Raw genomic sequence first — 20,417 nt, 5'->3', positions numbered from 1 at the left:
CAATAAAAATATACTCGAGCTTATTTATAATAAGGTGATTGAGCATATGTCCGATTCTTCCCCGCTAAAATTTAAGTTAACGGGCTCGGTTGGATTGCGGGGACGCAATCTGCCGAAAGATATTCTTACCGTACAAAAAGCCATTAATCATCACCTGTCGTCTTTTAAAACGCGGATCCCAAAACTCGCAGAAGACAGCACATTTGGCTCAAATATCCGACGTTCTAAAACGTTAGCGGCCATCCTTCATTATCAGAAAGAAGTGGTGAAGCTGAATAAGCAAGATGGTTTGGTGGCCGTCGATGGGCCGACGCATCGTTGTTTTAATGGACTCACCCCTTTTGCGTCAACGGCAACGTTATTTAAATTTCACAATACGCGCTACACATTAGCCCGCCCGAGTATGACGTTGTCGGCGTGTTTGGCGACCCTCCCGAACAATATCCGTCCTGAGTTGAAAGTGGCCGCCACCAAAGTGATCACCGAGATGTACGGTTACGGGATCGCCATGGGATGCAAAGACTTCAATAATACCAGTCTTGGCTATCGCAATTTCCATCATCAAGTCTGGGATGCCACGATTCATGGGCCTGGCGAGTCGGCGCATAACTTTGGTCTGGCTGTCGATATTGGTGTGCTTGAGTGGGTAGATGTCGAAGGCGTGCATCACGTGTTCGATTTTGATTTATTTGAAATGGCGCGAATGAAAGATTACAGCGGATTGCCGGAAAAAATTTGGCATCTACGCAATACCATTTTGCCCAATAAGTTGTTCGCTTATACGGGCTCTGCCGGATTGAAACAACCGATGCACATGCAAATGGTGAAGCCCGATCCCAAGGCCTTGTTCTTGTATGGGTTGAATACGGCGGTGAAGGGGTCCCAGTATCGCTACCGCAATGGCCCACGTGACACGTATGAAGTGCGTATGTCATCCGGGCCGTGGGTGAATCTTGGTAATGCCCGTTCGATTTGGCTAGAAGAGTACAGTAGCCCCAACATTTCAGATATCCAGCGCTATTTCATTCATGACCACATGAAACTCTTTGAGTTTAAAGCGCGTAATATGCCGGTGCCTACCCACCTGACGCTGGCATAGCGGAAAAGTACATCGCGTAAAGAGCATAGCGAAAAAAAGAGAAAGAAAACGCCCCCAAGTGAGTCACTTTCTATGAGAAAGAGATTGCTTGGGGGCGTTGTCGTTTTAGCGTTTCACGTTAATATTAACGTCCCCGATAATCTGGGAATTTACGCCATAATCCCTCAAAGTGGGTACAAAATGCATCGATATGGCGTTTATCATCCGTTAAGGTGAGATCTTCTGAGTTAAAACGGGACGCACTGCGTGTCCAGTTGAAACTGCCATTGATCAAGTGCTTCTGATCAAACAACGCGAACTTGTGGTGCATATGATAATCGGTGTTATCGATTTTGATAGGCAGGCCTTGGCGGGCGAGGTAATCAATGTCACTGCCGCTGTCGTTCACTTTGTCGTTGTCGGTGATGATCCGCACTTTCACACCCCGGTTGTGGGTATCGAGGATCACTTTGGTCAGGTTGTCGTCGGCAATGGTGAATACACAGATGTCGACCGTGGCGGATGCATGCTGCAACTGATGACAAATGCCGTCAAAGCAGGTGTTTCCGGGCGAAAACCAAGACTCTGCTAACAAACCGGTGGGTTGTGGGCGAGCGTTATCAAATTGTTTGACGACGTGCTCTAACCATTTTAATGCGATCAGCGGTTCACCACCGTCACGGATATGCTGTTGGACATAGCCAAAGGCGCGATTGCGCAGAAACGCGATATCGTCGGGTTGCACATCCGCTTCACGCAGTTGTGCTGCCAATTCTCGGCGCTCACTGTTATCGAGTTTGACGTCCTCAAAACTGGCCGCTAACGTTGTTTCCAAGGTGAATTTATTCATGGGTCGCTTTCCTTGCGGGGGCATTGTTACCGAGTAAGGTGTGTGCCACGTGGTTGAGGTTTTGGTTTAAGGTCACCATTTGCTGCACCATCTGCCCAGCGCGATCACTGTCGTCACCGGTTTGTTGCTTGCGGCTGTAACCGTCTTTGATTTGCTGCCAGCGGCGCTGTTGTTCCGGTGACAGTTCACCGCGCAGTTCGGCCAATTTCAGCAGGTTTTCTTCCGTGCCATTGGTCAGGGTTTGAGCTTCGCCTTGGTAGTGGTCTTGCAACAAGGTTTGCAACTCGTCGTCGGTCATAACCGATGAGATCTTCTCGGCCAGTTTGTTCATGTTTCGGTAAGAACCTTGCAGTTTAAACGGCGGCTCTACCCGATAAGCATCGGCGGTCGCGGCAGAGGCGATATACTGCTGGTTCACTTTGAGTACGGTTTGCTGCACGGTCAGCATTTTCTGCAGCGTGCCGACTATGTCATTGGCTTCTGTCGCGGAATAGGGGTGGCTCAGGCTGTTCAGCGCGATATTTTCCCCTTGGGCCATATCAATCAACCGGTAGAGATCGTTCAAATCGCGGGTCGCCAGCGGCGCCAACACGGTGTTGGCGGTCAGGGAGTTTTCGATGAACGATAATTCAAACGCATTCTTCTGATCCGACAGCATGTCACCCAAGTTATAAATATCAGCACGGTTAGCCAGCATGTCCGGGATAGTGAACATATCGCCCGAYTCCGTGTACGGGTTCCCCGCCATGACCACGGCAAACTTTTTGCCTCGCATGTCATAGGTTTTGGTTTGCCCGCGCCAGGTACCTTCCACGCGTCGGGTGCCGTCACAGAGCGAAATGAATTTCTGTAAAAACTCTGGGTGGGTGTGCTGAATATCATCCAAATAGAGCAGAACGTTATTGCCCATTTCAAAGGCGAGGTTGATTTTTTCCACTTCACGCGCGGCGTTTTGATCCGGTGCATCACGCGGATCCAACGAGGTCACCTGATGACCCAATGACGGGCCATTGATTTTCATGAACACCAAGCCAAGCTTGTGCGCGACATATTCAATCAGCGTGGTTTTACCGTAACCCGGTGGAGAGATCAGCAGCAACATCCCCATCAAGTCAGTACGCTTATTTTCCCCCAAGGTCCCCATTTGCTTGGCCAGATTATCCCCGATCAGCGGCAGGTAACTGTCACTGATCAGTTTATTACGGACAAACGAGGTCAGCGGACGGGGTAAAAACTCGCCTAAGCGGAGTTGCGATTTGGCCTCAGAGAGCAGATCAGCACGCTGCTTTAGGTAGGCATCGTACTGTGGGATCGTCTGGTGCTGGTGGTGTGCACAGCGTTGCAAGAATTCATCCAGCACCACGGTCAGGGTGCCGTTGTCCATGCGGGAGTGTTCACCCAGTAAGCCTTTGATGGTGCTCATCAGTGAAAACTCGACCGCTTTGACACTGAGCTGTGCCACTTCTTCCTCAGATTCCGTGGCATCCGATTGCAGCGTGGCGAGCATGGCTGCTTCGGTGATAAAGGCTTGTGCTGATTGATCACCTTTTTCAGCGGCTTGGTGCGCCGCATACGCGGTGAGCCACTGTTGGTGATCGGCAAAGGCCTCGTGGGTCGGTAGCGGCGGGTTGGTCCAGCCTAAGCTACGACGGAACGACAGGTACGCTTCGCTCTGTTCAAGGGCGTCACGGCTGATGTCGACCGGCAATACCGAGGCCGCCCCTTCATCGGACAAAATGGCAATGGCGTATTCGGCGCATTGCTCAGGGATTGCATTGGCTTGCGGTGCAATCTGATCTCGCAGTGCCGTTTTCACGCTGTCGAACGCGGTGTTTGATCCTAAATGTTGCTGCATCAATACCGCATTGCGGGCTTGTTGGCACCAGACTAAATAGTCTTTGTAACCCAGTGCGGCTAACCACAGCAGTACCGAGGCGCGTTCGGCTTGACCAAAGCGCAGCAGACCGGCTTGCTCGTAACACGGTAAAATAGCAGCGAGGATCTTCTCGGCATCGTGATCATGCACCCCTTTCACATACCCTTCGCGGTAGCGTGGCGCGGCAAAAGCTTGGATCTCTGCCAGCAGGTGGTTGTCTTTCAGTGCCTGCTGCAAGCCGTCAATGGTGTGGCCGTCGACGCGACGTTGGGCACTGTCTAACAGGGCATACGCGAGGTATTCCGCGCGGTACACGGTGGGGCTTTCTGACGCCACATCCAACGCGGCCATGTCTTGCAGGGCGAGGAAGTCGGCAGACTCAACAGGTTGGTAATATTCGGTGCCGGAAATGTGCAATGACAACGCCTCCTCGTGGGTGACGAGGGTTAAATCCAGCGATTGCTTGTTCACACTGAAACGGTGTTTGCCTAAGCGCAGAACGTTGCCGCCTTGCTCGAAGATGTCCTGATTATCACGCAGTGCGCGCAGGGATTGATCTTGCACCGCTTTCAGTTTGCTCTCGACCGCATCGGCTTTCACGCTGTCGCCCAGCGAGCGCATGGATTCCGCTAACTGGCGCAGCTTGAGCACCATATTATCGGTGGCAAAGAAGCTGTTAAGGGCGGCCATATCATCGAAACGGGTGACCCGCTTTTCAATGCTGTTAAAAGTCACGTTGGCCGCTTGGTTAAGGTTTTGCACCCGTCGTTGCTGGGCCGTGATGAGCTGCTGCTTATGGCCTTCTAACGTGGATTGGATTTCGTCACGCTTGGTATAGATCTCGGCCAAGAATTCATCGAAATCGGCAAAGCGAGATTCCAGTTTTTCCAGCAGGCCAATCAGCTTGGCTAACTGATCATCACATTGATCAGGGGTTTGAGCTTGCTCCATCGCGCTGTTGACGGCTTGCGCCAGCAGTTTGAACTGCGAGCCAAACTCCGCCTTGGCTTCATTACCGCGCAAGGCTTGGTGTTTTTGGCGTAACCGTGCTGACGTGGCATTCAGCATGGAAGAGACTTCGGTGGTGAGATCGAGAATACGGGTGGCTTGGGTGGGGTCATCAGTCTCGATTTCTGCCACTTCTTCCGTGACCAACGCTAACTCAGCCCGCACTTGTTCCGTTTGGGTTTGCAGGGCATTGAGTTCGGCGGTTTTATCCACGGTCTGGAGTTTGTCTTCGATGCCGCTGATCGCCTGTTTATACGGGCGGTAGGCTTTCTCGTCTTGCAGCAGTTCTAACAGCAACAGGTTCATCGCATGACGCTGTTCGGCCAAGGTGTCGAGCATCGCTTCGACCGGCGCATCGGGCATGTAGCGGAATTGGCGCAATGCCATCACGTTGCCCACTTCGGCTTTCAATTCTGCTAACAGGCCAAGCAGTACACTGGCTTCATCACGCGGCGCCAGTTTAAGGCGGCCAATAAGGGCGTTCACTTCTTCGGTTTTGGCGGCGAGTGCCGATTCAGCATGCTGCTGTAACTGACGGACTTTGGCAAATTCATCAATGATGGAATCGGCTGTGCCCATGACGGCCATGACGGCTTTGTTGAGTCCCAGCGCGGCGGTATTATCTAACCAGTCATAATGATCCAAGGTGGTCTGACAGGTTTTCAATAAGGCTTCAAACGCGTTCTGGCTCACGTCTTCCGTTTGCGCCAACTGGCAAATGGTTAGCAGTGAGGAGAGGGCACGCACGAGTTCGCTGTTGCCCAAGTTAGCCAAGAAAGGATCGGCGCCTTGTTTGTGTTGCTGGTGATGGTGCGCGTATTGCTCCGGCATCATGAACGGCGTGTTCCAAATCCGTAGCGGATGGATGGTCGAGGCTTCTGCATTTTCGGAGACGCGGAACATCAGCATGCGGCCATCGGGGTACAAGCTGCAACCGTGGCTGTGCATGGGCGCAGAGAAGTTCTTCTCAATCAGGTTGTAGACATAAATGACGTAATACCCTTTGTCGACATTAAAGAAGTAGTACAGGACATCTTCGCCGTTCGGGGAGGCGATTTTTTGGAAGAAACGTAGCCCTTGCCAGTCTCCCTCAAAGTGTTTGTGATCGCCACCGGATAAGACATACCCACGGGAATATAACAGGCCATGTTTTTCGGGTAGAGCTTTGCCGCTGATACTTAAAGCGTCGGTACGGGTGACCTGTTGATTAATCGGGTTGTAGACAAAATAGCGTGTCTGTTTCTCACGGTTAGGCAGCACTTTGAGTACGATAAGATCGCCGACAAACGCATAGCTGATTTCAGCATCGGCCACACTTTGATAGGCGTCTTCGACGGGCTCACGGTATATCCCTTGGCCTTCGTCGGTGTTGTCCTCAATTTTGATGGTTAAATCGCCACCGACACACTCAACAAACAATTTATCGGCAATGGAAACATGCGGGTGTTCGCCATTGATGTGATCGTTACGCCCTGTGGCGATCCACTCAAAATCATGTTGCGGCGCGTCATTGAGCGAGACATGGCCAAGGCTGTCGAGGTAGCGCACGCCTTTGCCGCTGATCTCAAACCGGAAGACCTTGCGATCTTCTGAGCGCATGCCGATTTGGAACGCGATATAGAGGATCCCGTCTTGACGGGAGATTTGGGATAAACGCGCGTCTTTGTAATAGGTGAAGAGCTCGGAAAATTCATGAATGAATTGGGTGTCACTGAGGAACGAGGCCTCAAGGGGCACGGGGTCGAGGCGGTAGGTGCCGTCGGTTTCATTCAGGGTATAAACGCCAAAGACATCACTCAGTGATGGGCTGGCTTTTAATCCAACATAGACATGGTAACCGAATAGGATTTGGCCGTTCACTTGCGCCATATCGACCGGAATACAACGGGCGTCGGTTTGTACGTTGGCCTTCCCAATCAACGCGAAGTCGCTGCCGCCGAAGGTCTGCTGGCGTTTGAGATTAAATTGCTGAGAAAGGTCTTTTAGGTTTTCGCCTTGTTGGGAAAGACGGGCTTTGAGTACTTCGTAAGCCCCTCCTTCGCTCACGGCATCATCAATCGCATTATGAGTCGTTTCTGTCACTGTCTCATATCCTTAGAGAAGCACACCCTCTAAGCGAGGGTGTGAGGTGATTTAATGTGATGGTTTACGGCCTTGATCAGTTATCAAGGGAGGAGCCGTTGTTGCCAGATAAGCCTTTTTTGAGTGACGCCAGCAATTCGTTCGCGCCCCCTTGGCTATTGAGCATATTGGCGATGGCGATATTGCTGATATCCCCACTGTTCACATCGGTTTTTTCTAAGATATCTTTTAAGTCTTGCGGCAGGCTGCGATCGCCACTGATGTAATCTTTCACCAGCGGTGCCAGCACTTCCGATTCCTTAAAGCGGCTATCCATAGCAGCAGAGTCAATGACGGTACGGCGTAATTGTTCCATGCCTTCGCCACCAAACAGTTTAATGTCGGCGCTAGACAGGGCGTTCGCCAGGGCTTTCGCGCTTTCGGTGGACATTTCTTGCTGGGCAGTGATGCGTGCCATTTCCAGCTCTTTTTGTTGCTGAAGTTGCATAACCCACTTGTCGTGCTCGCGGGTCTCATCATCATATTGTTTCGCGGCTTCAAAGCGGGCGGTTTGTGCTTCCGCTTCTGCCAGACCTTTCGCACGAAGTGCGCCAGCTTCGGCTTCACCGGTTGACTGTAGGGTGTAAGCGTGTGCTTCGCCGGTTTCTTTAATCGCGATCGCGCGTTCACGTTCCACGCCCACTTCCGCCATGCCAGTGGCACTGATGTGCTCTTTCTCAGCTTGTGCCATGCGCTCTTTCGCGGCCGCTTCACGTTCTTGCTTAATGTACTGTGCTTCTGCGGCTTTCTCGTTCGCGATGAAATCAGCTTCTGCTTCTTTCGCTCTGACCACGTAATTCGCTTCCGCTTGGCGGGTCTTCACTGCCAGTGCATTTTCAGCATCACGCGTGCGGATCTTCAGCTCTGTTTCATTTTCAATGAGTCGGCGATCCGCTTTCTCTTTCGCGGCTTCTTTCTCTGCTTTCGCAATCACCAACAGATCAATTTGCTTGGCTTCGGCTTCCGCTTCGGCTTCAATCAGGCGCACTTTCTTGAGACGATTAACTTGCTCGGTCGCACGTAAGTTTTCTGTTTCTTCTTCTTCGCGTGCAATCTTACGTTCGATCTCGACACGTTGAGATTTCGTTTCTGCCACAGACTTCATGGCTTCTTCAACGGTGGTCTCTTTTTCCATCTCTTTTTGAGCCACTTCAGAGGCAGTACGTACTTTCTCTGTTTCAACGGCTCGGTTGAGTTCTTCTTGCTGAATTGCCACTTGGCGCTGATTCGCGATACGGGTCATTTCGACTTCCATATCAACACTTTCTTTGCGCTTGGAAACCGCTTCTTCGGTTTCTAGCTGCGCTAATCGTTCCGCGCGCTCAAACTCTTGGCGCTTTTCTTCCGTCAATGCATGCTCTTGCGCTTGAATAATGTCGACTTCACGGCGAGTACGGGCAATGCTTTCTTGCTCTTGCTTGTCGAGTTGTAAGCGGTTGGCTTCTGCTTCTACGTCTTTTTTACGGACAGACGTACGCTCGTCTTGACGAATGGCGTTTGTTTCGGTGTTTTTCACCGAGGTAATAGAGGAGATCTTGCGAATACCTTCTACGTCCAAAATGTTGTTTGGATCGTGCGCATCCAGCGCGGTTTGGTCGACTTTGTCGATCACCACGTCATAGATTTTGAAACCGTCCATCTCGCTGCCGATCACATTGACAACCGCATCACGGAAGGTGCGGCGATTGGTGAGCAGTTCTTCAAAATCAAATTGCTTAACGGCGGTTTTCAAGGCTTCCGAAAACTTAGGTTGAAAGTGCTCTTGCAGGCGTTCAAGGTTCGATGCACCATCAGCGGTGATCAGCTTGGCGACACGAACAATGTCTTCTTCTTCATGGTTAACGCCAATGTAGAAGTCCACTTTCAGGTCAGCACGAATGTTGTCTTTACAATGCAGGCCTTCGTATTCTTCTCCTTCTTGGTCTTTACGGCCGCTACGGATCACCGAAATTTTCTTTCGGGTAATATCCATGTATTCAGCACGGTTAATGATCGGCCACACAAATGCGCCGGTCAGTGAGGCACGGGTGCGATCTACCCCGTTAATAATGAGCGCTTCACCTTCATTTCTTACCTTCCGGTAACGAGAGGTTAAAAATAGCAAAATGACGACGAATAGCCCCACGCCCACTAATATAAAGAAAATGCTGGGGGTGATTTCCATTTCCATTACCGACTCCTTCAGTTTAAATGAAATGTATTGTGTGATTTGAATGTATGCGCGTTAAGAATAAAAAAGGGTTTTTGTTATTCTGTGATTTTTGATACCAGGTACCGCTTTGTGTTGTCGTCCTGCGCGAGAATAAGGACTTCATCACCATATTGAATGTTTTCATTGAGGTTATTGTAAATATCGATCTGAATTTCATTACCGGCCTCGGTAATGATGCCTTCGCCTTGTTCGCTATTGACGATGGCACTGCGTACGAATGCGCGCTTACCTTCAATGGTCACGACAGCAAAGCTGTTTTCTTTGCATAACAAGGGAGCAAGGGGGCGTAATAGCTGGGCGGATAAAAACAGTGCCACGTAGAGCACCACAACCAGTGTAATAACGGTGATACCGTCAATCATCAGCCCCGAGAACTGCCCAAGCAGCAAACTCTCAAGGTAATACGCCATCACGGTCGCTAAAAAAGTACTGATACACAGGGTGATAGGGAGCGGGATCTGTGCGATGACAGGGGGGAGAAAAAGTGTTGTCGCCCATGATCCATCCATGTCACTGCTGTTGGTGTCTGAGATATTGAGCATTAAATCAATGATCATCAGTAATGCAAACACGCAAAATGGAATAAAAAAAACAGCGACGGGGTAAGACAGTAAAACGGATAAAAAAGAACTCATATTCTTATGTTTCCATTACATATATTAGCGGTGTGAGCCGGTAGTTTATCTGACTAAACGGTAACTTTTAACGGGTTGTCTGTTTTTTTAGAGTCTACTTCTCAATTTTAGACGTAATGCATTGCTGATTAAAATGGAGAAGAAACGTGTCGCGAGGGGATATGTCGAGTATTACTGCGCGTATTGTATAGTGTCTTTATTATCAATAATGACATTTATTTCCAGTGTTTATTTATGGCCATATTATTGTTAAACCCATCACTATCAGTAATGGGTTATCAGGTGACGTGTTATTTACGACGGTGCGTCTTATCTATTTACTTTTGCAATATAGGATAAGTTGCGGGAATAGTGTTTCCAAGGTAAGCCATAGCCCATCAGTAGGTCGTCATTGATCATCTCATAGGCGAAATATTGGGGTACAGGAATCGCCACCCGTCCCGGTTTGACAAATAAGGTCGCGACCGATAATGACTTCACGTTAAACCCTGTCATCACGTATTCCACCAGTCGTTTCATGGTCCCGCCAGATTCAATAGCATCATCAATAATAATGACATGTTTGTCGGTAATCGATACGTGCGGGTGATACACAATGTCTGATGTGTTATGTCGGTCACCTGGCGTATGGGGGCAGGACAGGGTATCCATACAAACAGGAAATGTCAGGGCGCGCACAAGATCGGCCGTGAACAGAATGCCGCCCGGTACCACCGTGAGCACCACGGCTTCTTCCCCTTGAAAAGCGGTATTCAATTGCTGGGCGACGGTCTGTACGCCTTGTTGGATCTGAGCGGTGGTGAGTACAACGTCACCTGCGTGGTTTGGTGTCATAAAGACCTCGGTGAAAAGAGAAAGAAGAATACGGAAGAGAAAAGCCGCATCACCCCCGTGCAATACACGGGAGGATGCATAAAAGGATTGTCAGGCCGGAAAGGACGCGTTATGCCTTTTCGGTAACAGGTTCAGCTGCGGTGGCCGTTTCAGGAGCCGCTTCCGGGGTGTTGTGTCGGCGATTCAGGCGTTCTGTGGTTACCAGCATGATGAGGCAAAGCGCCAGTAAAATCACTGGGAACAGAGTAAAAGAGAGCGCCGTCATGGTGGTGCCCATCAACGGTGGCAGCAGGGTGGTGCCCACATAGGCACAGGCCATGGACAGCCCAATAATGGCTTGTGATGCCGCTTTGCCAAAACGTTGCGGGGTAAGGTGGATCGTATTGGGATAAATGGGCGCACAGCCCAAGCCAACTAACATTAATCCGACAGGGGTAAACGCCGCAGGGAGCGGTAACAAGAGCGCGAGGACGCCGGCCAAAATAGTCAGTAAGCCGGTGCGGATCAAGGTGGCGCTAGGAATGTGGTCGGCAATAAAACCACACAAGAAACGGCCGCCGGTGATCCCAAGGAAATACATGGCTGTCCAGAACGCGGCATCTGTCGGCGCCATGCCTTTTTCAACGGTTAGATAGCTTGCTGCCCACAAACCGGTGCCGGCTTCCAGCGAACAGTACGCGCAGAACATCAGCAGTTGCAGTTTTACGCCGCGAATGGATAACACTTGGCGGTTAGTGACCGGCGATGCCGTGGCCTCGTCGTCGTGTGGTGTCGACCCCGTTGCTCGCTGCCACAGTGGCAGAGATAGAAACAGGCCCGCCACCAAGGCAAATTGAATGTAGGACAAGGTGGCATACCCGTCGCGCCAGCCGCCTTGTTGGCTGAGGAACATCGCCATGATCAGCGGGCCGGCCGTGGCACCGACACCCCAGAACGAATGCAGGTAGTTCATGTGTTTGGACTGGTAATGCAGTGCAACGAAATTGTTCAATGCGGCATCCACAGATCCGGCGCCTAACCCCAGCGGGATCGCCAATAGCACAATGATCCACGCATGGCTGGCGACGGTGAACCCAAGCAAGGCGAGGGCGGTCATCAACACACTGATGGCAACGACTTTCCCCGGGCCAAAGCGGTGGATGAGTTGAGTGGAGAGTAAGCTGGAAATCACCGTACCGGCACTGGTCACGAAGGCAATGACACCGGCAAAGGCGAGATCGGCCCCTAAGTCGTGACGCATCACTGGCCAGGATGAACCTAATACCGCATCGGGCAATCCCAAGCTGATGAAGGCGAGATAAATGATAACAAGAAGCAGGATCATGGGTTGTTTTATCGCAAGTAAAAAGAAAGTGGACAGAACAATACGTTCACTTGATAGGTAAAAATAGACGTATACTGCCCAAAACTATAACGATCCTACCAAGATGCTGAGCGGGTCAGCCTAACTACGCTGTATACCGCCACGCGGCGCAAACAAGGAATGCACACCATGCAGGTTTACCATATTCAAACCGCCCCCGATGGCAGAGAGCTCACCCCGCACGGATCCGATGATTTTCCCTTTGCGTTTTATGATGAGCGTTTTTCTGAATTCGTCACGGGTGAAGTGCCATGGCACTGGCACGATAAGATAGAAATTGTCTGGGTAGTGGAAGGCGTGACGAAAGTGGAGTGCTTGGGCGGCGCCGACATTTTGCATCCTGGGCAGGTAATTTTCATCAATGCGGGTGCACTGCATAAGTTGACCAGTGTGGGTGATACGGATTGCCGTATTTTGAATGTGGTGTTTGACCCGCGTTTGATTGGCGGTGCGGTCTTTAGTCGGATTTACACCCAATATGTCGCGCCCGTGATCAAGAATACGGCGTTGCAGTGTTATGTTTTTTCGCCGCAAACGGCCTGGCAACTGCAGGCGATCACGGCACTGCAGGCGATGTTTGCCGTGTGCCAGCAAGCCGGTATCGGTGGTGAGGCCGAGGATGCACTGGGGTATGAGTTGGCGGTTACCCAGCATCTATTGGCCTTTTGGCAAACCTTCTGCACGCAGGATCCTGCGGTGCTGGCCAAGCGGCGTGTGTCGTCGGTGTGCGAACGGCGTGTACATACGGTGTTGCAGTTCATTCACCTGCATTATGCCGAGCCCCTGTCGATAGCCGCGATCAGCCAAGCGGCAAATATCAGCGAAAGTGAGTGTTACCGGCTGTTTCGCCAGACGCTGAAATGCTCCCCTAACCAGTATGTGTTGCAGTACCGCTTACAACAAGCGATGACCTTATTGTATGAAACCCGCAAACCCATCACGGATATTGCCTATGAAGTTGGCTTTAACTGTCCGGCGTATTTTACGAAAAAATTCCGCTTAGCCTTGGGACAAACCCCGAAAGACTTCCGTCAAACCAGTACTGCACTGTGATGAATATCATTCTGGCTGGTTTGTGATCACCGTGGCTTTTTGTGAATAAAGCCTCGGCAACGGCGGTGTGTACAAAGCGTGACATCGCATCAAACACCGTGATCCTGCCTCTCATAAAGACCGATATTGGCGACTTGCTTCACAGAATGCAGCGTCTTTTTTTCAGTATGGTGCCTGCCATAAATAAGACACGACATCCAAACCCGACAGAGGTTGGGTGCACCCACTTCCCCACCTAAACCTACTAATAAATTGAAACGTATAAAGGGATATATCGGTGAATTTTACTCTCTCTGCGGTGGCCAAAGCGGTGCTACCAGTGTGTTCTGCTTTTGTGATTATGGGTTGTAACAGTAACGATACGCATACGCCTGATGGCTATTTTGATACCACTAATCCACCCGCCATTGATATTACGCTACCGGCTACGGATGGCCCACAAGCCGCGTTGCCAGAAAGTGGCGCAGTGCCAGAGCCAGCGAAAGCGGCAGACAATGAAGCCGTGATTTACATGGTGGCTAAAAATGGCACGGCAACCAATCGCTTCCAGCAACGTATTGGTGCTGCGCCAGATTATGCGCAATACAGCTTGCATGTGTGGAACAACGAGACCTGTGATCGAGCAGGTGTAGAAAATGGGCCGTGGGATAATGTCAGTATCAAGCCGGCGGGTGTGGATGCACACGGGCCGTATTGGCGTTTGCCACTCAAAGACGGTGATACCGACTGCCTGAATTTCATCCTGCGAGATGACAAGCTGAACAACTTATCAGGGGCAGATGCCAAACTCGTCTTTGGTGAGATCACGGATCGCACCGCGTCGTATTTAGCGGGCAGCACAAAAGCCTACGACGAACGCGGTGATGCGTATGTGCAATTGTTTGGTATTGCCAATGCCGAAGCACACCTCGTAAGCAGCCACCTGTTGTTATGGGATGGGGTTGAACAGGCCGAAGAAGTGCGTTTATACGTCTCATTGGACGGGAAACTACAGCCGAATGCGCAAGGTCACTATGATGCGGAGTATGCGGTACTGACACCGATCGCATTGCCAGCCAACATCAAAATCGCCCAGCCGCACTTAGCGGGCAAAACCGCGTATGCGATTGATGGCGACATCGATATGCGCACCATCGTAAAGGCGCAAATGGCCGTGTTGGCGGTGGATGCCGCAGGTACGGTGATTAATGGCACCCAAGTGCAACCCGCCGCGGCGTTTGATCAGTTGTTTGCTGGGGCTGCCAAAGATATCGCGCTTGGGGCGACGATTGAAGACAAGGGCACCCAGTTCGCGGTGTGGGCACCCTCTGCACAAAACGTGGTCGCGGTGCTGTTTGATAATGACAAGAACGAGTTGGGCCGCCTGCAAATGGCGTATGACGAGGCCTCTGGCGTCTGGTCATTGCTGACTGACAAAGCCCCTAGTGGTACCTACTACCGTTACTTGGTGGATGTGTTCCATCCCGTGTCAGGTAAGGTGGAACATTACCAAGTGACCGACCCGTACTCATTGAGTTTGTCGATGAACTCCACGTTCAGTCAGGTGATTGATCTAAATGATCCGGCATTGAAACCGGACGGCTGGGATGATTTGAAACGCCCTGTGGCACAAACTAATCCGGCGGAATTTGTGATTTATGAAGCCCATGTGCGTGATTTCTCTGCGCTGGATGCCTCCACGCCAGTGGCTGACCGAGGTAAGTTCTCGGCCTTTACTCAGCGTGATTCCGTGCCGGTGCAGCATTTGAAGTCACTGAGTGATAACGGCGTGACGCACCTGCATTTACTGCCGATTTTCGATATTGCCTCGATCAATGAAAATCCGGACGAAGTGGCGAACATCGATGAACCGTTCAGTAAGTTGTGTCAGGTGAACGGTGCTGTCGCCTCATCGCCGTTTGGTCAATACTGTGAGTCAGGGTTACTGATCTCTGAAGTCTTTGATCGCGTGGCAGAAGGTGACACAAAGGACAATCCGGCGGTACAGGCGTTAAACCGTTTTGTTTCGAGCAGTGACAGCTTTAACTGGGGCTACGATCCGTTCCATTACACGGTACCTGAAGGGTCTTATGCACGTAATGCCGAAGGCCCGCAGCGGATCAAAGAGCTGCGTGAAGCCGTCATGGCAGTGAAACAAGACATCGGCATGAACGTGGTGATGGATGTGGTGTACAACCACACCAATGCCGCCGGCCCAGAGGCGCGTACCTCGGTATTGGATAAACTGGTGCCTTGGTACTATCAGCGTTTGAACCCGATGACGGGTAACGTGGAAAACTCCACCTGTTGTTCAAACACCGCCCCAGAGCGCGCCATGTTTGAAAAACTGATTTCAGACTCGCTAGTGGTGTGGTCGCGTGATTATAAAATTGATGCGTACCGTTTTGACTTGATGGGGCATCACCCGTTGTCACAAATGCAGCGCTCGTTGCAAGCCGTACAGAAAGTGGATCCGCAAACCTATTTCTACGGTGAAGGCTGGAATTTCGGCGAAGTACAAAATGATGCCTTATTTGTACAGGCGACCCAACCACATCTAGGCGGAACCGGGATCGGCAGTTTCTCGGATCGCTTGCGTGATGCGGTCCGTGGCGGTAGCCCGTTTGATGGTGGCAATACGTTGCGTGAAACCCAAGGTTTCGGTAATGGCGCGTATGTCATGCCTAATGAAATCAGTACGGTTACACTCGACAATGCGTTGCACTTGGCGGATCTGACCCGTTTGGGCATGGCCGGTAACCTGAAAGCCTTTACCTTGATCGATGCCACAGGCAAAGCGATCAAAGGGGAGGAGATGAACTACAGCGGGCAAGCGGCCGGGTACGCGGAAGATCCGAGCGAAATTCAGAACTACGTGTCTAAGCACGATAACCAAACCTTGTGGGATAACAACCAATACAAGATTGGCTATGACGTGTCGATGGAAACCCGTGTTCGCATGCAAGCGGTATCGCTAGCGACAGCGATGTTGGGTCAAGGCATGCCGTTTACCCACATGGGGTCAGAGTTGCTACGCTCGAAATCGATGCAGCGTGACTCGTACGATTCGGGTGATCGCTACAACATGGTCGACTTTACCTTGCAGGATAACAACTGGGATAAAGGCCTACCACGTCAGGATAAAGACGGATCAAACTATGCGTTGATTGAAAACGTGATTGCCAATACGAGCGATAAAGCGATCCCTACGCAGGCGGACATGGCAACCATGGTGACGTATTACCAAGAGTTAGCGCGTTTACGTCAGACCTACCCGTTAATTACCTTGGGTAAAGGGGAAGCCGTCATCAAGCGTGTGGATTTCCATAATACCGGTAAAGATCAGACCCCTGGTTTGATTGTGATGTCGATTGATAACGGTAACACCAGCGGGACGGATATTGATCCGACAGTGGATGGATTGGTGATCGTGATTAATGCCACGAATACGGAACAGCTTATCCCATGGGCGACGCCATTACAGCGTAGCGCGCAGCACACCAGTTCGCTGGCTGCCGATGCGCGCTTTGTTGAGGGCAATATGCATGTACCCGCCTGGACGCCAGTGGTGTTTGAACTGCCGCGTGCCGCCAGTGGTCGTGCTGCGGGGATCCCTGTGACAGCGAAGTAACGGTCTCTTTTACTTTCAGTATTTCAATCTATTAACAATAAAGCCCTCGACAGAGGGCTTTATTTTTTAGCTGAACAGCAACGCGGTGTTCGCTGCTCGGTGATCAGAGTTCAGTGATCAGTGATCAGTGATCAGTGCATTTTGCGTTGTGCAACGCCACGTACCAAATCTTTCCCTTGCTCAAACACGTCTTTGGTTACCCAGCGTGCCAGCAGTACTTCGTGCTTGTTGTTGAACGCAGCAACAAAATGACGGCCGTCAGCATTGTTGGTTGCCATACCAATCCCTTCGATATCTTGTAAACCTAGACCGCCTTTTTCGATGGAATCTAAGAAACGCGCCAGCTCTTCTAGGTTGTCGATAATATCCAGTTCATTATTCATGTTTTTTGCTCTTTTCTACGACGATTTATAGCCTATATACCACCGTTTGAGGGACAGCTCTCGGGCGGGTTGGAATGGGAGTACTTTACAGGTGACGAACAAAGATTGGAACCCTGTCACAATGGGTCGACAGCATCAGCCTGTTATGTGATCTATTCGATCGAATGAAGCGAAAGGCTGGCGGCAGAGCAATGTGAAGAATGACGTTATAAAGAGGAAGAGTGGAAAAAGGGATCGGGAGTAAAGAGAGGCCGTGGAAAAGGAGGCCTCCCGAGTGTTCTTTCAGGATAATACACGCAGCACTTTTTGAGTCTGGTAGACCACATTGAGTCCGTCATCCACCCAGCAATCAATCATTTCGCCTTCCATCGGTAATTCGTCGAGATCTTCCGCGATACCGAAAAGTCCATTGTCCAGTTCTACAACGACGTCCATTTGTTGTCTCCTTTGATTGAGCATGTCGGTTGATGGTGGTCACCGCTTTCCTTACAGCGACTATATGTGAATAAATGGTTAATGCCTATGGGGAATGTGTGAAAAAGTGGGGCCTAGCACAGAAATTAAAAAATATACTTTCTATGCATGCGGATAGTGTAGTAGGGGGAACGAAAAGAGAGTGGGGCTGTTTTCGATGAGAGATGAACGTCTTTCATTATGTAACATCGGCGAGAATCGTCAGCGATAAATAAGAAACAGTTCAATAAAGCATTGGTTTTGTCTTGTTATATTCGACATACTTCAAATTCTACCATGTCGTGATCGTTTGAAATAATTCATCAAACTGTTATCTTAATCGAGCTTTGTTAATGTCATCAGACGCATCAATGGCTGTATAAATAAAAATATAGGTAAATGGAATACTCTATTAACAACGAATAATGCTAATCCGTTTCTCCGAGTAAATAAATGCTGTCCCAGATACATGATGGGTAGGATATTATTGCTTTTATTTGTCAGCGCTATTATTCAGTCATTCATCTCTGTCGTTATATGGCGATATGGATATTTATTATAAAGAAAGAGTATCAAATGAAAGTAAAGATGTTAGCAGTATCCATTGCTCTTCTTGTTTCTGGTGTGGCACACGCGACAACAGATAACCCATGGTATGCTGGTGCCCGTCTTGGGATCAGCCATGTGAGCGATCTTGGCGGCAGCTTAGAGCCAGAGGGCAGCAACCCGGCGGGCGGCTTCTTTATGGGTTACCAATCCACGCCATGGTTGGCATTGGAAGCGGGCTATACCTATTTGGGTGAAACCGATGTGAAAGGTTTCCCGGGCAGTTATCAAGCACAAGGGTTTGATGTGGTCGGTAAGTTCTCTTACGCGGCCGCAGAAGACGTGGACTTGTTCCTGAAGGCCGGTAGTTACATTTACGACTGGAGTGCCAAAGGCCCATTACAAGGGGATGACAGTGGCTTATCGGCAACCTTAGGCGCCGGTGTGGAATACTTTATCAATAATAACTGGTCAACCCGTTTGGAATACCAGTATTACGATAACGTGGGTGGCGCGACCATTCACTTCACAGGCCTGTCTTTCGCATACCACTGGGGCGCCCCAGAGCCTATCGTGATCATTGAGCCTGAGCCGGTTCCTGAGCCAGAGCCGATTGTGGTGCCAGAGCCAGTGATGGTTGAAGTGGAAACGGTGAAAATTATCACTCTGGATGAAGTGAAAGTGTTGGTGCCTTTTGCATTTGACGGTACCGCATTGACCAAAGAAGAGCGTGCAAGCCTTGCGCCTATCGCCCAGCGTCTGCAAGAGAACAACATGGCCGTTGTCGTGGTTGTGGGTCACGCCGACAGCCGTGGTGCGAAAGCGTATAACCAAACGTTGTCAGAGAAGCGTGCACAGGTTGTGGCAGAGTCCTTGAGTAAAACACTGAACCTCGACATGAACCGCATTGTGGTTGAAGGCCGTGGTGAAAGTGATCCGATTGCGAGCAACGCAACGGAAGAAGGCCGTGCGCAAAACCGCCGTGTAGAAATCATTTCACCGGCCATGGACATTGAAGAGATCACCACTGAGTGGGTGGAGCAACTTCAGGTGCCTGAGCAGGCAGAAGACGCGACACAGCAAGCTACGCCAGACGCGACAACGGAAGCGCAAGATTAAACAAACGCGTAATCTGCAGCGTGAACGTGACCGAGCATTATTTTACCGTGTTCTAAGCGTATCAACATAAATACCTAAAAGCCCATGAGTCTTCTCATGGGCTTTTTTATTATTGCCGTTTTCTATCCCGCGTGTTTGTCTTACAGAGAGTGGCATGTGCTTGGATGCGCCTCGTGATTAAAAAGAAACGGTGTCTATTTACGTTTTGCCTGCTTTCTGGCACGTTAATATGTGGAGCCTGACAGGCAATCAATGAAGAAGACATCATAATAAATACCTTAAATGGRTAAGAATAAAGCCATCAATAATTGAAATTGGAATAGGTAAATAATGCAAAGTAATGATCTTCACGCGTATTTAAAGAAAACCGGGTTGCACACCCCGCCAGCATTGACCTTAGTCGGTTTAACGGCATTGCATAAGGCGCAGCATCGCTGTATGCCCTTTGAGAATTTTGATGTCGTGTTGAATCGTGAGGTGTCGGTTGAACCGGACGCGATAGTGCAGAAACTGGTGTATCGCGCGCGCGGCGGCTACTGCTTTGAATTGAATGGGCTGTTGCAACAGGTGCTGAAAACGGTTGGCTTTACCGCTCGTGCGCTGATTGGCCGCGTACACCTGACGGGAACGGCATCGGGACGTGGGCACTTGATCACGCTGGTGGAGATTGATAACCAACCATGGATTGTGGATGCAGGTTTCGGCTCCGCGACCCCGCGCGCGCCGTTGCCATTGGTGCTAGACCAACCCTTGATGACGGACACACAGTGTTTCCGTTTTATTCAGACGCCTGAGTACGGCTACATGTTACAACTGCGTGTTGCGGCTGAATTTACCGATGAGTCCGCCGATGAGTACACATGGTCGAACTTATACAGTTTTGATTTGGAAGCGGTGTGCCGTGGCGATATTACCTATGGCAACTTTTACAGTGCCAATGCACCCAGTTCGGTGTTTGTGACGTCTCGCATCAGTGCACTGCCGACCGAGAACGGCATTGTGACCTTGCTGAACAATACCCTCAAGCGCGTGGAAAACGGACACAGCGAGATCATCGAATTGCCGGACGGCGACGCCTACATCGCGGCCTTAAAGACGCACTTTGGGATTGAATTGGACGCGACGTGTGATCAATTCCGCCCCTTAGCACCGCCCATGCTGTAACGTGTTGCTCACGTGCTAGTGCGCGTCTGCTAACTATGTACTGCGCGCCGGTATTGACCGTGCGCGCGACCCGCTTGTCTCCCTGATGTATCACCGATGAGGGGAGTTTGTT

General features: G+C 50.5%; 13 protein-coding genes. 5 read left to right on the top strand and 8 right to left on the bottom strand.

Going from position 1 to position 20,417, the window contains the following annotated elements; translation table 11 throughout:
- Nucleotides 1–46 precede the first annotated feature (46 nt).
- Nucleotides 47–1,099, top strand: coding sequence for a M15 family metallopeptidase domain-containing protein (locus L4C36_RS15590; protein WP_428478727.1), 1,053 nt, complete (start codon nucleotides 47–49; stop codon nucleotides 1,097–1,099).
- A gap of 124 nt (nucleotides 1,100–1,223) precedes the next feature.
- Here L4C36_RS15590 and L4C36_RS15585 read toward each other — a convergent pair whose 3' ends face one another.
- The 6 genes from L4C36_RS15585 to L4C36_RS15560 all read right to left on the bottom strand — a co-directional run bounded on the left by L4C36_RS15585 (nucleotide 1,224) and on the right by L4C36_RS15560 (nucleotide 11,938).
- A complete protein-coding gene (locus tag L4C36_RS15585; RefSeq protein WP_428478726.1) occupies nucleotides 1,224–1,928 on the bottom strand; it encodes a phospholipase D-like domain-containing protein in 705 nt (234 codons plus the stop codon).
- A complete protein-coding gene (locus tag L4C36_RS15580) occupies nucleotides 1,921–6,894 on the bottom strand; it encodes a DNA repair ATPase (protein ID WP_428478725.1) in 4,974 nt (1,657 codons plus the stop codon). The genes L4C36_RS15585 and L4C36_RS15580 overlap by 8 nt, the downstream gene beginning before the upstream one ends.
- Before the next feature lie 76 nt (nucleotides 6,895–6,970).
- Nucleotides 6,971–9,103, bottom strand: a complete 2,133-nt coding sequence (locus tag L4C36_RS15575; protein ID WP_428478724.1) for a peptidase — start codon at nucleotides 9,101–9,103, stop codon at nucleotides 6,971–6,973.
- Between the two features lie 77 nt (nucleotides 9,104–9,180).
- On the bottom strand, nucleotides 9,181–9,780 hold the full coding sequence (locus L4C36_RS15570) for a DUF1449 domain-containing protein (protein WP_428478723.1): 600 nt from the start codon (nucleotides 9,778–9,780) through the stop codon (nucleotides 9,181–9,183).
- 309 nt (nucleotides 9,781–10,089) lie between these two features.
- Nucleotides 10,090–10,614 carry a phosphoribosyltransferase gene (locus tag L4C36_RS15565; RefSeq protein ID WP_428478722.1) on the bottom strand — a complete coding sequence of 175 codons (525 nt, stop codon included), beginning with the start codon at nucleotides 10,612–10,614 and terminating at the stop codon, nucleotides 10,090–10,092.
- A 109-nt stretch (nucleotides 10,615–10,723) separates the two neighbouring features.
- Nucleotides 10,724–11,938, bottom strand: a complete 1,215-nt coding sequence (locus tag L4C36_RS15560) for an MFS transporter (protein WP_428478721.1) — start codon at nucleotides 11,936–11,938, stop codon at nucleotides 10,724–10,726.
- Between the two features lie 168 nt (nucleotides 11,939–12,106).
- On the opposite strand from L4C36_RS15560, the gene L4C36_RS15555 reads away from it, so the two are divergent.
- Nucleotides 12,107–13,030, top strand: a complete 924-nt coding sequence (locus L4C36_RS15555) for an AraC family transcriptional regulator (protein WP_428478720.1) — start codon at nucleotides 12,107–12,109, stop codon at nucleotides 13,028–13,030.
- Nucleotides 13,031–13,307: 277 nt separating this feature from the next.
- The gene (gene pulA / locus L4C36_RS15550) at nucleotides 13,308–16,640 is read left to right on the top strand and encodes a pullulanase-type alpha-1,6-glucosidase (protein WP_428478719.1); all 3,333 of its coding nucleotides are present in this window, start codon (nucleotides 13,308–13,310) and stop codon (nucleotides 16,638–16,640) included.
- 131 nt (nucleotides 16,641–16,771) lie between these two features.
- Here pulA and L4C36_RS15545 read toward each other — a convergent pair whose 3' ends face one another.
- Both L4C36_RS15545 and L4C36_RS15540 read right to left on the bottom strand, forming a co-directional pair.
- Nucleotides 16,772–17,023: a hypothetical protein gene (locus L4C36_RS15545; RefSeq protein WP_428478718.1), complete on the bottom strand. Its 252-nt coding sequence runs from the start codon at nucleotides 17,021–17,023 to the stop codon at nucleotides 16,772–16,774.
- A gap of 282 nt (nucleotides 17,024–17,305) precedes the next feature.
- Nucleotides 17,306–17,458 carry a hypothetical protein gene (locus L4C36_RS15540; RefSeq protein WP_428478717.1) on the bottom strand — a complete coding sequence of 51 codons (153 nt, stop codon included), beginning with the start codon at nucleotides 17,456–17,458 and terminating at the stop codon, nucleotides 17,306–17,308.
- A gap of 594 nt (nucleotides 17,459–18,052) precedes the next feature.
- Here L4C36_RS15540 and L4C36_RS15535 point away from each other — a divergent pair.
- Together L4C36_RS15535 and L4C36_RS15530 are read left to right on the top strand one after the other, a co-directional pair.
- A complete protein-coding gene (locus L4C36_RS15535) occupies nucleotides 18,053–19,141 on the top strand; it encodes an OmpA family protein (protein ID WP_428478716.1) in 1,089 nt (362 codons plus the stop codon).
- 330 nt (nucleotides 19,142–19,471) lie between these two features.
- Nucleotides 19,472–20,305 carry an arylamine N-acetyltransferase family protein gene (locus L4C36_RS15530; RefSeq protein ID WP_428478715.1) on the top strand — a complete coding sequence of 278 codons (834 nt, stop codon included), beginning with the start codon at nucleotides 19,472–19,474 and terminating at the stop codon, nucleotides 20,303–20,305.
- Nucleotides 20,306–20,417: the final 112 nt, after the last annotated feature.

The organism is Photobacterium japonica (assembly GCF_050337005.1).
Lineage (GTDB): Bacteria > Pseudomonadota > Gammaproteobacteria > Enterobacterales > Vibrionaceae > Photobacterium > Photobacterium japonica.
Note: the sequence above shows the minus strand (reverse complement) of the source record. Positions and strands in the feature narration are given on the sequence as shown.